The sequence below is a fragment of the Roseateles chitinivorans genome (assembly GCF_050632145.1).
Taxonomy (GTDB): domain Bacteria; phylum Pseudomonadota; class Gammaproteobacteria; order Burkholderiales; family Burkholderiaceae_C; genus Roseateles; species Roseateles chitinivorans_B.
Genome location: NZ_CP192577.1, coordinates 768,189 through 782,785, shown reverse-complemented (window position 1 = coordinate 782,785; position 14,597 = coordinate 768,189). Strand labels below are relative to the sequence as shown.

Annotated in this window: 11 protein-coding genes; 4 read left to right on the top strand and 7 right to left on the bottom strand. The window is 69.0% G+C overall.

Annotation, left to right across the window (positions count from 1 at the left end; genetic code table 11):
* Window positions 1-3: 3 nt before the first annotated feature.
* The 4 genes from ACQ86G_RS03530 to ACQ86G_RS03515 form a co-directional block, all read right to left on the bottom strand.
* Window positions 4-1,866, bottom strand: coding sequence for a DUF885 domain-containing protein (locus tag ACQ86G_RS03530; protein WP_431259349.1), 1,863 nt, complete (start codon window positions 1,864-1,866; stop codon window positions 4-6).
* A gap of 97 nt (window positions 1,867-1,963) precedes the next feature.
* Entirely contained in the window at window positions 1,964-2,398 is a 435-nt protein-coding gene (locus ACQ86G_RS03525; protein ID WP_431259348.1) for a hypothetical protein, read from the bottom strand.
* A gap of 280 nt (window positions 2,399-2,678) precedes the next feature.
* The gene (locus tag ACQ86G_RS03520; RefSeq protein WP_431259347.1) at window positions 2,679-3,323 is read right to left on the bottom strand and encodes a hypothetical protein; all 645 of its coding nucleotides are present in this window, start codon (window positions 3,321-3,323) and stop codon (window positions 2,679-2,681) included.
* Window positions 3,324-3,535: 212 nt separating this feature from the next.
* Window positions 3,536-4,714 carry an NAD(P)/FAD-dependent oxidoreductase gene (locus tag ACQ86G_RS03515; protein WP_431259346.1) on the bottom strand — a complete coding sequence of 393 codons (1,179 nt, stop codon included), beginning with the start codon at window positions 4,712-4,714 and terminating at the stop codon, window positions 3,536-3,538.
* A gap of 268 nt (window positions 4,715-4,982) precedes the next feature.
* Between ACQ86G_RS03515 and ACQ86G_RS03510 the strand changes: the two genes are divergently transcribed.
* Window positions 4,983-6,377, top strand: a complete 1,395-nt coding sequence (locus ACQ86G_RS03510) for an RtcB family protein (protein WP_431259345.1) — start codon at window positions 4,983-4,985, stop codon at window positions 6,375-6,377.
* 9 nt (window positions 6,378-6,386) lie between these two features.
* Here the strand turns inward: ACQ86G_RS03510 and ACQ86G_RS03505 are convergent, their stop codons facing one another.
* Entirely contained in the window at window positions 6,387-7,535 is a 1,149-nt protein-coding gene (locus ACQ86G_RS03505) for a porin (RefSeq protein ID WP_431259344.1), read from the bottom strand.
* Window positions 7,536-7,654: 119 nt separating this feature from the next.
* Here ACQ86G_RS03505 and ACQ86G_RS03500 point away from each other — a divergent pair, with 119 nt between their 5' ends.
* The 3 genes from ACQ86G_RS03500 (at window position 7,655) to ACQ86G_RS03490 (ending at window position 10,533) form a co-directional block, all read left to right on the top strand.
* A complete protein-coding gene (locus tag ACQ86G_RS03500) occupies window positions 7,655-8,560 on the top strand; it encodes a LysR family transcriptional regulator (protein ID WP_431259343.1) in 906 nt (301 codons plus the stop codon).
* Window positions 8,561-8,704: 144 nt separating this feature from the next.
* Window positions 8,705-9,733 (top strand): amidohydrolase family protein, encoded by a 1,029-nt coding sequence (locus tag ACQ86G_RS03495; RefSeq protein WP_431259342.1) that lies wholly within the window; start codon window positions 8,705-8,707, stop codon window positions 9,731-9,733.
* A gap of 176 nt (window positions 9,734-9,909) precedes the next feature.
* Window positions 9,910-10,533, top strand: coding sequence for a YitT family protein (locus ACQ86G_RS03490; protein ID WP_431261324.1), 624 nt, complete (start codon window positions 9,910-9,912; stop codon window positions 10,531-10,533).
* 128 nt (window positions 10,534-10,661) lie between these two features.
* Here the strand turns inward: ACQ86G_RS03490 and ACQ86G_RS03485 are convergent, their stop codons facing one another.
* Window positions 10,662-12,473 (bottom strand): reverse transcriptase family protein, encoded by a 1,812-nt coding sequence (locus tag ACQ86G_RS03485; protein ID WP_431259341.1) that lies wholly within the window; start codon window positions 12,471-12,473, stop codon window positions 10,662-10,664.
* A gap of 373 nt (window positions 12,474-12,846) precedes the next feature.
* A complete protein-coding gene (locus tag ACQ86G_RS03480; RefSeq protein ID WP_431259340.1) occupies window positions 12,847-14,595 on the bottom strand; it encodes an SWIM zinc finger family protein in 1,749 nt (582 codons plus the stop codon).
* Window positions 14,596-14,597: the final 2 nt, after the last annotated feature.

The window sequence follows — 14,597 nt, the reverse complement described above, 5'->3', positions numbered from 1 at the left end:
CGATCAGGGCGCGGCGGTGGCCGATCCCGAGCCCGCGCCCCGGCGGCTCTCGATCCACACGTCGACGACCTGCTCCAGCACCGTCAACGGCACGTCGCCGGTCAGCAGCACGACGTTGTGGAACTGCTTGATCTCGAAGCGTTCGCCCAGCTCCTTGCGCGCCTTCTCGCGCAGCGCCTCGATGCGCAACCGGCCCAGCATGTAGGCGCAGGCCTGGCCCGGCCAGGTGACGTAGCGGTCGACCTCCTGCGGCGTGATGCCGTAGTCGATCGCCTGCTGGCGCGTCCACTTCATCGCGTGCAGGCCGGTGTCGACGACCAGGCGGCGTGCGCGGAACAGCGCGCCGTACAGCTGGCCGAGGTGTCCCACCGGATCGCCGTCGTACCAGCCGTTCTCCACGGCGAGCTGCTCCGCATAGAGCGCCCAGCCCTCCACATAGGCCGAGCCGGCAGCGAATGCCTGGCGGCGGCGGAAGTAGGGGAGGTCCGTCGCCTCCATCTGGATCGCGAGCTGGAAGTGGTGGCCCGGGATCGCCTCGTGGTGGACCAGCGTCCGCATGTCGGCGATCTCGTAGGTCGGCCCCGCCAGCGGCGCCCAGAACACCCCCGGCTGCGAGCCGTCCGGTGCCGGCGTCGTGTAGTGCGCGGAGGCGGTGGGTTCGGTCAGCGCGGGTTCGCGGCGGACCTCGACCGGCGCCTTCGGCATCACGTCGAAGATCAGGCGGGCGCGGGCCTCGGCATCGCGCAGGTAGGCGGTGTAGCGGTCCAGCAGCTGGACCTGCGGCGCGGCATCGGTGGGCTGGCGGTCCGCGTCCATCTTGCGGAAACGCTGCTCGATCGTGCCGTCCGCATAGCCGAGCTGCCGCAGCAGACCGTCCATCTCGCCTTCGATGCGGGCGACCTGCTTCAGCCCGATGGCGTGGATCTCGGCCGGCGTCAGCTCGGTCGTGGTGTTGGCGCGCAGTCGCGCGGCGTAGAACCTGTCCCCGTCGGGCAGGCGCCAGACGCCGGCGTCGTCGGTCGTCAGCGGCAGTTGCGCGCGCAGCAGCGCGAGGCCACGTTTCCACGCCGGCACGATCGATTTCGCGACGATGGCTTCGGCCTGCGTGCGAGCGCGCCGGCGGGCGGCGTCGCTCATGTCGGACAGACCGGCCATGCGCTCGGTCAGCGAGATCACCAGCGGGTTCGCCGCCGGCGGTGCGGCCACGAGCGTCTCGATCTGGCCGATGGCCGTCTCGGTGATGAAGCGTGGCATCAGCACGCCCTTGGCCTGCGCAGCGCGGGCCCGCACGATGCCCTGGTCCATCAGGGCGGGCAGCCCGGCCATCCGCGTCAGGTAGCTGCGCACGTCGCGCGCATGGCGCATCGGGTGCTCCTGGACGAGGAAGGTGATCGGGCCGACATGGGCGCCGCCCATGTGTTCGAAGACGTAGTGGTGATCGAGGAAGGCCGCCTCGGCCACGTCCTGCTGCAGCGCCCACGCGATGAGCGCGGCGGAGGTGCGCTGCGTCGGCGTCAGCGCCTCGCGCGGGAACCGGTCGAGCTCAGCCAGCGCCTGACGGTCGCGGGCGAGCTCGGCCAGCGCCGTGGCCCGCGAGAGGTCGTCCCATTGGCCGTCGAGCCGGTCCTGCAAGGGGCCTTCGAAGTACTGCATGCTGGTCGCATGCTCGGGCTGGCTCCTCATGCGCTCGGCGGCGACGCGCTCGGCCCAGGCGTCGAAGTCGGCCGCCCGGAACGGGGTTTTCGCGGTCGCCGCGACGGCGACGTTCAGGACAGGCGCCGTGCTCATCCAGCCGGCCACGCCGGCAGCCAGCAGGGTCCGGCGCCGCAGGGGCGGCGCGCGGCGGGTTCGGTTCGTTGTCGTCATGTGCTCTCCCGGGTCGACGTGGCGTCGATTGGAACGGGAGGGAGGGTACCCGGCTATTCGTCACTCCCGGACGAGCGGGAGGAGGGGCGGGACGGCGTCACTCGCCGCTGAACTCGTAGTCGGCGAACTCGGCGTGGCTCCACTTGATCAGCACCTTGAGCCTGGCGCCGACCGCGGGCAGCGCCGACCGCTCGAACTGGCAGAACACGCTGACGTTGCCATCCTCGCCGAACAGGCTGAGCTTGCTGCCCTCGCCACAGGCGAACGGCTGGCCGTCGAGCTCCGGCGCGATGCTGGCCGAGGTGTCGTCGTGCCCGCCGGTGAACATCGCGCGGAAGCTGAAGCGCCTGGGCGTCGCGCCCGCGGGGACGGTGCAGGTGATCTCGCGCCAGTCCATCATGCGGTCGGTCTCGACGCAGACGGCCTTGAGCGAGGTGCCGGGTGTTGCGGTGGCGGGCGCTTGGGCCTGCGCAGAGGTGGCGACGCTCGCCGAGACGGCGCAGATGGCGAGCAGCAGGGCGAACGTTCGCATGTTGAGCCTCGGTGCGTGAAAGCGGACCATCTTCGCGACGCTGTGTGACAAGGCAACACGCGAACCTTGATCGTTGTCATGCGGCAATCTTGCGGCGGGGTATCGACGTCGATAAACTGCGAAGCTCAAGATCTACATTGAGCGCGGGGTGAGACAGGTAGTGCCGCCCGAGTCATCGGGTCCCAGCTGGAATGGGAGTTCGCGGTTTTCGCGATAGAGAACCTCGCAATGCGACGGCCCCCTCGGGGGCCGTCTGTCTTTCTGGCCATCGCGTTCGGCGTCAGGCCTTGACCCGTTGTCCCAGACTGGTCGTCTTCAGGATCTTGAAGAGGGACACTCGGCGTCGCTCGCGCTGGCGTTGACGAATCGACTCCTTCGCATACGCGGACTGCACGTTGAGAAGCAGGCGGCGCCTGCGTTTGAGGTCCCGAAGCACTTGGAAGAAGACGACATAGTGACGCGGATGGCGGACGTCACCCTCGTCGATCCGTTCCGACGTCATGAAGTTCAAGGGATCTTCCCCTGCGACTTGGATAGCGCAACTCCGCAATTTCCGGACCAGCGCCGGAAGACGAAGTCGAGAGAGTTTGAGTCGCTCCTCGCAGAGCACGCGCACTTCGCGGCCATCGTCGAACAACTCGTCAAAGGGAATCTCGTGCCTCGCGCGACCGTCGCGCACCAGCGACCGTGTGAAGCAGTGAGACGAGAAGACCACGACAACGATGATCTCGAAGCCGAGTCCCGGGTCGACCCGGAATGCGAAGGGGTCGAGGTGCGACAGGTCCCAAGCTTTTCCACCTCGAACGATATTCTTGAACCGGTGGTGAGCACGAAGGGCATCCAGGTGATCGGCAATCGGTACTTCGGTGACGGAGGAATCTTCTCGAACAGGGCGTGGCTCGCCCTCCAGCGGTGAACTGCACATGACTTGGCGGCCCTTGTGACGACGGGCCGGTCATGTTTCCGATGAAGGACGCCCGCGATCTTGCGCTGGATCAAGGGTTCCGCAGGTCAAGCAGAACGTGCGGCGTTCGTCGTGAGTTCGCGACCCTCTATGTGTGAATCGATCGCCAAAGCTGACTGAAGGATGTGATTGAGAGACTGACCGCAGCAGAGTTCGAACGACGGATCAGGCGATCACACGAACTGCGCCGCCGCGTTCGCCGACGCCCACGCCCATTGGAAGTTGAAGCCCCCCAGGTGGCCGGTGACATCGAGCACCTCGCCGATGAAGTACAGCCCCGGCGACTTCAGCGACTCCATCGTCTTGGACGACACCTCCTTGGTGTCGACGCCGCCCAGCGTGACCTCCGCCGTGCGGTAGCCCTCGGTGCCCGCGGGCACGACCTGCCACGCGGACAGGCGTCCGGCGATCTGCTCCAGCTCCGCATGCGTGTACTGCTTGATCGGCTTGGACACAAACCACTGCTCGCCGATCAGCGTCGCCATCTTCTTCGTGAACAGCTCCGCCAGCAGTGTCTTGAGCTCCGCATTGGGCCGGTCGTTGCGCTGCTGCGCGAGCCAGCCCGGCACGTCGAGGTCAGGCAGCAGGTTGATCTCCACCGCCTGGCCGGGCAGCCAGTACGACGAGATCTGCAGGATCGCCGGCCCGCTCAGGCCGCGGTGCGTGAAAAGGATGTTCTCGCGGAAGCTCTTGCCGTTGCAGCTCACGAGGCAGTCGACCGAGGTTCCGCTGAGCTCGTTGCACAAATCCTTGAGCTGGTCCGTGATCGTGAACGGCACCAGCCCGGCGCGCGTCGGCAGCAGCGTGTGGCCGAACTGCTTCGCGACCTGGTAACCGAAGCCGGTCGCGCCCATCGTCGGGATCGACAGGCCGCCGGTGGCGATCACCAGCGACTCGCAGCGCATCGGTCCCGCGGTGGTCGTGAGCGTGTAGCCCGATTCGGTCTTCTCGATCGTCTCGACGGTGGTGTCCAGCATCGGCGTCACGCCGACTTCGGCGCACTCGGTGAGCAGCATGCGCAGGATGTCGATGGACTTGTTGTCGCAGAACAGCTGGCCGAGCTTCTTCTCGTGGTGCGGGATCTGATGCTTGTTGACCAGCGCGATGAAGTCCCACTGCGTGTAGCGCGCGAGCGCCGACTTGCAGAAGTGCTTGTTCTCCGAGAGGAAGTTGGCCGGCTCGGTGTAGAGGTTGGTGAAGTTGCAGTTGCCGCCGCCGGACATCAGGATCTTCTTGCCGGCCTTGTTGGCGTGATCCACGAGCAGCACGCGGCGGCCGCGCTTGCCGGCGAGCGCGGCGCACATCAGCCCCGCGGCGCCCGCGCCAATGATCACGACATCGGTGTCCTGCACGTCCACAACTGCTTCCCTTCGACCCTTCGAGGCCTGCTTGAACCCGCTTCGCGTCGAGCGGAGCGCTGCGGGCGATGGGCGCGGGACTTTAACGCATGCGCTCGTGCCGGGTCTTGCGGGCCTTGGCGCCGGCGGCTAGACTCGCGCCCTCTTTTCTGACTGCTGCTGCAGAAAAGGTCCTCAGCCGCGGCTTCGCGCCGGCGGTTGTCCCTTTTCGCCTGGGCTACCCAGGCCTCGGGCGCCTTCCGGCCCCGGAGAGCACAGCATCATGTCCCACTCCCTGCGACTCCAGCGCGCCTTTGCGCGCTCGCACATCGACCTGCGTGTCGAGGACGGCGTCTACACCGTCCGCAATGACAGCGCCCAAGCCACCATCCTGCTGCCAGCCTCGTTGCCGCTGGAGGAGAAAGCCGTCAAGCAGCTGCTCGCCTTCGCCTCGGTGAAGACACCCGGCGGCGGCGCCGCCGTCTGCGCCGCGTGCGCGACGCCCGATTTCCATCCGGGCTCGATCGCGCCGGTCGGCGCCGTCGTCGCGACGCCGGCAGATGTCGTCATCCCGGCCGCCATCGGCACCGACATCAACTGCGGCATGCGGCTGGTGACGACCGGGCTCTCGCTGGCACAGGCGGCGCCGCACCAGTCCGCGCTGATCGCGCGGTTGAAAGCGGTGCTGCTTGAGAACGCCCGCAACGTTCCCACGCCGACGCAGGCCTTCAAGGCGCTGTTCGACGACGGGCCGCTGGCCTTCCTCGACCGCCTCGCGCCCGAAGGCCTGTGGGCCGGCGTCGACCGCGACCGGCTCGCGGCGGAGGTCGACCGTTGCGTCGGGCTGGACCGGCTCGGTGGTCATTCGCTCCACGCGCCGCATGCCTTCGTCGACGGCCGCGAGCGCTTCCGCGATCCGTGCCTCGGCACGCCGGGCGGCGGCAACCACTTCGTCGAACTCCAGGTCGTCGATCGCATCCTTGATCGGCACGCCGCCTATGAGCACGGGCTGCGCGCCGGCGATGTCGTCGTCATGATCCACAGCGGATCGCGCGACATGGGCTTCCACGTCGGCGCCCGCTGGATGGACCGCGCCCGCGACGCGTGGCCCGCCGGTGTGCGTCATCCGGAGAGCAAGCTCTACGCGCTCGATGGTCCGCTGGCCGGCGAGTACCTCGAAGCCATGGGCGTCGCCGCCCGCTATGCGTGGGCCAACCGCGTCGTGCTGGCGGAGATGGTGCGGAGGGAACTGGCGGACCTGTTCGGCACGGACAGCTCGAAGCTGGTCGTGGATGTGCCGCACAACGTCGTGCTCAGCGAACACGGCCTCAACATCCATCGCAAGGGCTCGACGCCGGCGCACGAGGGGCAGCTCGCGCTGATCCCGGGCTCCATGGGGGACGGCTCGTACGTCGCTCGCGGACTCGGTCACCCCGATTGGCTCTGGTCCTGCAGCCACGGCGCGGGTCGAAGGATGCGCCGCCAGGAGACGCGGCGCCTGCAGACCGTCGACCGCAGTGATGCGGACTGGAAATGCGTGACCTTGCGCGAGGAGCGCCGCATCGAGGAAGCGCCCGAGGCCTACAAGCCGATCGGGCCCGTCATCGATGCGCAGACGAGCGCCGGCCTGATCGAAGGCGTCGCGAAGCTGCGGCCGTGGGTGACGTTCAAGGCCTGAGGCCGCTCGTCAGAACGCGTGCCGGATCCCCGCCCCCAGCCCCGTCTGCGAGCCACCGGCCGCCGGCGTGCTGCCGGCCGCCGCGGCCGCGTTGCTGACGCCGAGCGCGAGCGTGCCGTCGTTGTCGATGCGGCCTGCGGTCGCGTAGACCGACGTGCGCTTGGACAGGAAGTAGGTGCCGCGCACGGCCCACAGGGTCGCCTCGTTGGCGCTGTTCTTGTAGTCGAGCTTGAACACCTGCGCGTCGAAGCCCCAGCTCGGCGTCAGCGACCAGGTCGCGCCGGCGTACCAGAGGTTGCTCTTGGGCGTCGCGACGCTGGCATCGTTGCGGCGCGCGATCAGCCCCGCCGCCAGCTTCCAGTCGCCGGTCCTGAACCAGCCCGCCACCGTGCCGCGGCGGTCCTTCATCGCGCTGCTGGTCAGACCCGCGAAGGCGCCGGCGCCGCCGCGGATCTCGTCGACCGCCGCCGCAAGGCCCCACACCGGCGTGTCGTACTTGACCATCGCCGACCACTGGCGGCAGGCGTTCTTGTCGGCCGCGTTCTCACCCGCGCAGTTGGTGCCCGATGGACTCGGGCCTGCGTTGACCGCGTCGCGGCCAGGGCTCCACGTCGCGCCGACGGTGACGCCGCTGAACTGGCCGCGATAGGCGATCGCGTTGTCCACGCGCGCATTCGGCAGGTAGCTGTCCAGCGAGCCCGATCCGAACATCGCGGGGCCGAGGATGTCCGCGTCCGTCTGCGACCAGAACAGCATCGAGTACTGCCGCCCGAGACTGATCGTGCCCCAGCCACCCTGCAGGCCCACGTAGGCCTGCCGGCCCCAGGCGCGGCCGCCCTGGTTCAGCGTGCCGCTGTCGGCGCCGATGCCCATCTCCAGCGTGAACACCGCCTTGAGCCCGTCGCCAAGATCTTCGGTGCCGCGGAAGCCCAGCCGCGATGGGGCATAGCCGCCGCTCAGGCCCGGCATCCGTGTGAGGCTCGCGCCGGCGGCGCCGACCTTGTTCAGATACTCGACTGGCACGTCGAGCAGCCCGTAGATCTGCACGTTGGTCGAGCTCTGCGTCTGCGCGTGGACCGGCGCGTGCGCCAGCCCGCAGAGCGCGCCGGCGGCAACCATGGCAACCGTGGTGGTCTCGGGAATCCCTCGTCTTGTCATCGCGTCGTCTCCTCGTTGTGGGTGTTGTCCGGAAAACGGCGCGACTCTAGGCAGCGACCCGCGCCACCGATAGATGGCATGGAGCGAGGCGCGATAACCGCTCGTTATCATCCGCCCGCATGAAGCTCACGAACTTGCGGGCGCTCGTCGCCGCGGTGGAGGAAGGCAGCCTGCGATCGGCGGCGCGTCGCGTCGGGGTGTCGCAGCCGGCGCTGACGAAGATGGTCCGTGAGCTCGAACGCGAGCTCGCCACGACGCTGCTGCTGCGCTCGACGACCGGCGTGCTGGCGACGGCGCAGGGCATGGTGCTGTATGAGCGCGCCCTGGCCGCGGACCGCGAGCTCTCCCACGCCCGCGAGCAGATCCAGCAGTTGAGCGGCCGCATGACAGGCTCGCTGACGATCGGCGCGGTGCCGCTGGCGGTGATGCTGCTGGTGCCCGAGGCATTGCGCACCTTCGGCGCCGAGTTCCCCGACATCCAGCTGCGCATCGTCGAGGAGCTCTACATCGCGCAGCTCACGCGTGTGCGCAAGGGCGAGGTCGACATCGCGCTCGGTCCCTTGCCCGATCACCTGCCGCGCGGGGAATGCACCGTCGAGTCGCTGATGCCGATCGACATGGTGGTCGTGGTGCGCAAGGGCAATGCGCTGGCGCGCTCGAAGCAGCTCGCGGAGCTGGCCGAGGCGCGCTGGGTCTACACCGGCGCGACCGAGGCGACGGGGCTGGCGCGCACGCTGTTCGAGACGAACGGGCTGCCTGCGCCGCCCGCCGGTGCCGTCGTGAACTCGACGCTGGGCCTGCTCTCCGTGATCGCGAGTGGCAACTGCGTCGGCCTGCTGCCCCGGCAGATCGCCGCGCATCCCTTCGCCGCGCAGTTCCTGCAGGTGGTGCCCGTGAAGGAAGCGCCGCTGCGCCTGACGCTCGGTGCGATGGCGCGCAACGATGCGGCCGTGAAGCCGGCGGTGCGGCACTTCATGGCGCACCTGCACCGTGCGGCCTATGTCATCACGCACGGCCGCGCTTGATGCGCTCCCGCCATGCCGGATCTGAATAGCAGCTAGTCCAGGCCATAACTTGGACGACGAGCCGTGTCTCTCCACAATCCGCCGGAGTCGACCCGGGCAGGGCAGCGCCATGCCGCAGTCGTTCCCAGCGAACCAGAGAGCCTCATGATCATCGACGTCCACGGCCACTACACCACCGCTCCCGCCGCGCTCGGCGCCTGGCGCGACCTGCAGATCGCCGGCCTGAAGGACCCGTCGCGGGCGCCGAGGGCCAGCGACCTGAAGATCCCCGACGACGAGCTGCGCGAGTCGATCGAGACCAACCAGCTGAAGAAGATGAAGGAGCGCGGCTCCGACCTGACGATCTTCAGCCCGCGTGCCAGCTTCATGGCGCATCACATCGGCGACTTCCAGACCTCGGCGACCTGGGCCGCGATCTGCAACGAACTCTGCGCACGCGTCGCCGAGCTCTTCCCCGAACACTTCGTCGGCGCGGCGATGCTCCCGCAGAGCCCGGGCGTCGATCCCGCGAGCTGCATCCCGGAGCTCGAGAAGTGCGTCAACGAGTACGGCTTCGTCGGCATCAACCTCAACCCCGATCCGTCCGGCGGGCATTGGACCAGCCCGCCGTTGACCGACCGCCACTGGTACGGGCTCTACGAGAAGATGGTCGAGCTGGACATCCCCGCGATGATCCATGTCAGCACCAGCTGCAACGCGTGTTTCCACACGACCGGCGCGCATTACCTGAACGCGGACACCACCGCCTTCATGCAGTGCCTGACCGGCGACCTGTTCAAGGACTTCCCGACGCTGAAGTTCCTGATCCCGCACGGCGGCGGTGCGGTGCCCTACCACTGGGGCCGCTTCCGCGGTCTCGCGCAGGAGCTCAAGAAGCCGCTGCTGGATGAGCACCTGCTGAACAACCTCTTCTTCGACACCTGCGTCTATCACCAGCCCGGCATCGACCTGCTGACGAAGGTGATCCCGGTGAAGAACGTGCTGTTCGCGTCCGAGATGATCGGCGCGGTGCGCGGCATCGATCCCGAGACCGGGCACTACTTCGACGACACCAGGCGCTACATCGCCGCCACGCCCCACCTCGACGACGAGGAACGCCACCTGGTCTACGAAGGCAATGCGCGGCGCGTGTTCCCGAGACTGGACGCACGACTGAAAGCGCAGGGCCGCTGAGCGTCGAGGCGTGCGGCGGCGCGAAGCCGCCGTTGCCGCAGCGACTGTCGATCAGGCCTTGCATCGGGATTCGCGGTGACGCCGAGCTCTCGTACTGCGACACTCCTGGGCACGCTTTCTGCTTCGTGCCCGGGATGAGCGCCACACCTGACGACCCCACACCGCCCGCTTCCCCGATGGTTGCCGAGCCGCTCGCCGACCTGGCGATCCGCTCCCACACGGCCTTCGAGGACGCGCAGGCGATCTTCACCGGGACGCTGTTCGTGTCACTGGCGCTGATCCTGTTCGCCCAGGTCGGGCTGCTGACCGGCGGCACGGCCGGCGCGGCCTTCGTCCTGCACTACGCGACCGGCATCAGCCTGGGCAAGCTGTTCTTCGTCATCAACCTGCCGTTCTACTGGTTCGCCTGGACGCGCATGGGTCGCGAGTTCACGATCAAGACCTTCGTCTCGATCGCGCTGCTGTCGGTGCTGACCGAGTTCTCGCCCCAGCTCTTCGCCATCGACCGCATCCACCCGGCCTACGCCGCGGTCCTCGGCGGGGCGCTGCTGGGCTCGGGCTGCCTGTTCCTGGCGCGGCATCGCGCCAGCCTCGGCGGCGCGACCATCGTCTCGCTCTACCTGCAGAAGGCCAAGGGCTGGCGCGCCGGCAAGGTGCAGATGGCCATGGATTGCGCGATCGTGCTGCTCGCCCTCACCGTCGTGGACGTGGAACGGGTCGCGTACTCCGTGCTCGCGGCCGTCGTGATGAATCTCTTCATCGCCGTCAACCACAAGCCCGGCCGCTACGCGGTGCTGTGAGGAAGAACTTCACCGCCACGGCGATCAGCAGGATCAGGCCGATCCAGAACTCCCCCAGCCGGTGCTGCGCGTCTTGATGCGCAGCGCCAGGTGGGCCAGGCCGCCGAAGAACACCAGCCATGACGCGATCATGAGCGCGGCCAGCGCCATGACGCCGAACTGCCGCGCATAGAGCCCCCAGTTGAGCGGGGCGGTGGCGGGCGTCGACGGCCGCGCCGACGTGGCTGCCGAGCGCCGTGCGGCGTTCTCCGCCGAGCGATTCGACTGTTCCTGGCGGCGCTGCTGGTACTGGTCCGGCTTGGGCGCCGCGCCCTCGCGCCGTTCGGTGCGGGCCGCGTTGATGCGCTCCTGGCGCGCCGCCTTGATCTGGCCGGCGGTCTGCTGCAGCACCGGTTCGGGCCGGTCCGCCGGCTGCCACCAGCCGCCGCGCGCGAGCGTCGGTGCCTCGCCCTCTCCCGCCTTCTTGCGGAACAGCGCACCAAAGGCCGAGCGCTTCTTCGCCGAGCCCCCGGCAAGGCCAGCGCCTGCTTCAGCAGCGGTGCGCCTTGCTGCCGGTCCACCATCGCGACGAAACGTCCGTAGCCGACCAGCACCTCGCGCGTCGCCGGATGGCCGTGCCACGTCGCCGCCTCGAGGCCGTCGCGCGTCGCCTTGTGCAGCGCGGCGCGCAGCTTGCGGCGTTCCTCGCGGGACACCGATGGTTTCTCGTTGACGACGACGCCCGTGACCTCCTGGCGCGAGCCCGCGCGCATCACGCGCTGCTTGTCGGGATGCGGCGTGAAGCCTTCGTCCAGCAGCACATGGCGCGCCTGGCGCAGCAGCGTGCCGACCTTGGCCGCGCCCTCGCCGGAGGCGGAGAAGGTCAGGTCGTCCGCATACCGCGTGTAGGTGAAGCCCAGCTTGTCCGCCAGCCCCTGCAGCCGCCGGTCCATCTTGCGGCACAGCACGTTGGTCAGCATCGGGCTGGTCGGCGCGCCCTGCGGCAGCACGCGATCGCGGCCCTTGCCGCCGACGAAGAAGCGCTCGCCGTCGACTTCCAGCTCGTCGCAGGGGTTCTCGCTGCAGAGCAGCGCGAGCATGGTCGCGACGCGCTCGTCGTAGCCCAGGCCGCGGAACACGCCCTTGATGCGCGGGAAGGTGATGGTCGGGAAGAAGTCCTGGATGTCGAGGTTGATCACCACATCGCGGCCGGTGTGCGGCGCGGCGTTGGAGACGATCCCGCGTCCCGGCAGGAAGCCGTGCGCCGCCGCGTGGCAGGGCACCTTCGCCAGCAGCTGGTCCAGCACCCAGTACTGCGCGCGTTTGAGTCGCGGCATCGGCGCGGAGATGGTGCGCTGGCCGCCGGTCTTCTTCGGCAGCAGGAAGCGGCGGTAGTGGGTGGTGCGGGCGACCTCGCGGTGGAAGCAGAGGAACTTCAGCTCGGGCAGCGTCAGGCCCATCGCGCCGGCGAGGTCCAGCGGCGTCGCGAGTGCGGGCAGGCCGTCGAGCAGCGGACGTGCGGACCCGTGGGCGCCGCCGGTCGCAGGGGAGACGGCGGGCGCACCCGCCGATGGCGCCTGCAGACCACCGGAAACGCCGGCCCCCAGATAGCCGGCGTCCGTCTTGCGTGCGGCGTGCCAGCGCAGCGCACGCTCATGGCGGCGCTGCTCGCGGGCTTGCGCGGTCGCCTCGCGGCGTGCGCGCGACTCCGCCATGCGCTGCTCGCGCATGGCCTTCATCGCGGCTTCGGGATCGCTGTGGGTGCGCAGGGTGGCCTGCACCTCGTCGAGCGCGCGCGTGAGTTCGATCTCGCGCTCGATCAATGCGGATTCGATGCTGGGCTTGCCGTCGCCGGCGGGCCAGAAGCCCAGGCGCTGCATCTCTTCGAGCACGACGGCGTCCTTGGAGGACGCGCGGATGCGCTCGATGATCTCGGCGCGGGTCAGTACACGGTCGCTCATGCGGCGCCTCCGGAGAGAAGCGCCGAGGCGGATCGCGTCAGCGGGGCAGAGGGAAGAAGAAGGCGGGGCTCGGATCCAGCCCGCGGCGGGGCTCCGGCAGGGGTGCCCGGGAAGAGAAGGAGTGCAGCGCGCTTCTCGTCGAAGAGCCTGGAAGGCTTGAGGGACGGGCGCTGTCCACTCGACGCCGCGCGCCTACCCGTCGCACGATTCGCTTCAGGGAAGCCCAATCGGAATCTGCGACGGGTAGGCTGCGCGGCACAGTGAAGACGGCGCCCGTGACGCATGGAACGGCAGGTGGCAAGGACGGCGAAACACCGCCCGGGTTGCAAGAGCCTGCGCGCTGCACTCGAGAACAGTTTAACCGCGGCGGTCGTCATGCGGCCTCCGTGTTGGTGCCAGGTGTTGCGGCCGCAGCCGTCGCCGAGGCGGCTGCCGAAGGCGACGCGATCGGCGGCGGCAACGCGGCCAGCCGCGGCTGCGCCAGCTGGCGCAGCGCCAGCATGTGGGCGCAGGGACCGCGGCGCAGCCGGTTCTGGCGGAAGAAATTGCACTGGCAGCTGCCGTCGACAAGCTGCTGGTCCGCATTGAGGATCAACCGCGGCGTCAGCACCTGGTCCTTGAGCTTGACCTCACCGTCGACCACGATGCGCGCGCCGTGCGCCACGATGTCCCCCAGCTTGGCGCGTCGCTCGTGGATCAGCGCGAGCGCGTCCGCCTCCTCGGGGCTGGCGAAACGCAGCGTCTCCATCGGCAGCGGCTCGCGAGCGAGCTCGCGCCAGGCGTAGCGGTTCGTGGGCAGGTCGAAGACCGCGCGGCCGGCCTGCACCCAGAGGCTGAGCGCCGCGTCGACGTCCGCCTTCGGCAGGCCGGTGCGCGTGGCCAACTCGGCGGACGAGGCGATCCAGTCGCTCTGGAGCGCGCCGGCGACGGACAGCTTCGTCGCGTCGCTGACCTCGTGCCGCGGCTGCAGCAGGTCGAAGCGGCCGGCATCGGACCAGTCGTTGGCGGTCCAGCCGGAGAGGCCCAGCGTGACCGTGATGTCGCCGATGTCCACGACCCAGAAGCTCGGCATGCCGCTGCCCAGCAGGTGGACGCGCACGCGCGACGCGAGCGCGATCAGCCGCTCCAGCGTCAGCAGCCGGCGGCGGCCCCAGACGCGGATGGTCTTGGTCTCGGTCAGCGGCGCGCCGACGATCGCGCTGCGGCGCGCGGTGAGTTCGATGTTCCACGGCTCCAGCACCATCCGTGCCGGCCCGTCGGGCGCCAGCTCGAAGCGCAACGAGCGCGGACCGGCGCGTTCCTTGCGCTGCCGCAGCACGGCGCAGAGGTTGTGCAGGTCCATCGGATGCAGCTCGACGACGGTCGCCGGCAGCGTCATCGCGCTGGACACCTGCAGGAAGCCGCGCACCCAGCTGTCGGGCAGGTCGATCTTCTCCTCGCGGAAGGCCGGGTCGTCGCCGGTGGCGACGGTGAAGCCGGCCGGATCGACCTGGAGTCGCGTGGCCTTGTAGTCGCGGATCTTCTGGAACTCGTCGTAGAGGCTGGCCGAGTAGTCGATGTTGGTCGTGCCGCAGGCCATGTCGCCGGTGCGGTCGAAGACGTCGTGACGCACGCTGACGGCGCAGTAGGTCGATTCGTCCTGGCTGAAGGCTTCGAACAGCACCCGTTCCGGATGCACCGTGATTACCGGGTCGAGGACGAACCAGGCGTCGCGGTTGTTCCAGAACAGCCAGCTGAAGTAGGCCGACTGCGCCTTGTAGAAGGGCTCCAGCAGCTTGATCTTGCGCTGGCGCAGCGAGCGCAGTTCGGTGTTGATCCCGTCCGACCGCTGCTTCAGGTCGACCGCCTGCGCCATGAAGCGCGCGAGCATGGACTGCTCGTTCTCGGCCAGCCAGGCGCGGTAGGCGGACTTGTCGCGGCCACGGTAGCGCAGGTCGCTGACGACGACCGAGTGCAGCGCGGACAGCGCCTCGCGGAAGGCCAGGTGCGCATGCGAATCGCGCCGCAGCATCCCGTCGAAGGCGACCGGCGGACGCAGCGTGTCCGGCGCGAAGCTGAAGGCCTGCGACGTCGCGGTGTCGTCGACGGTGGTGCTGCCGTAGTACTTGTAGCGGAACTGCATCG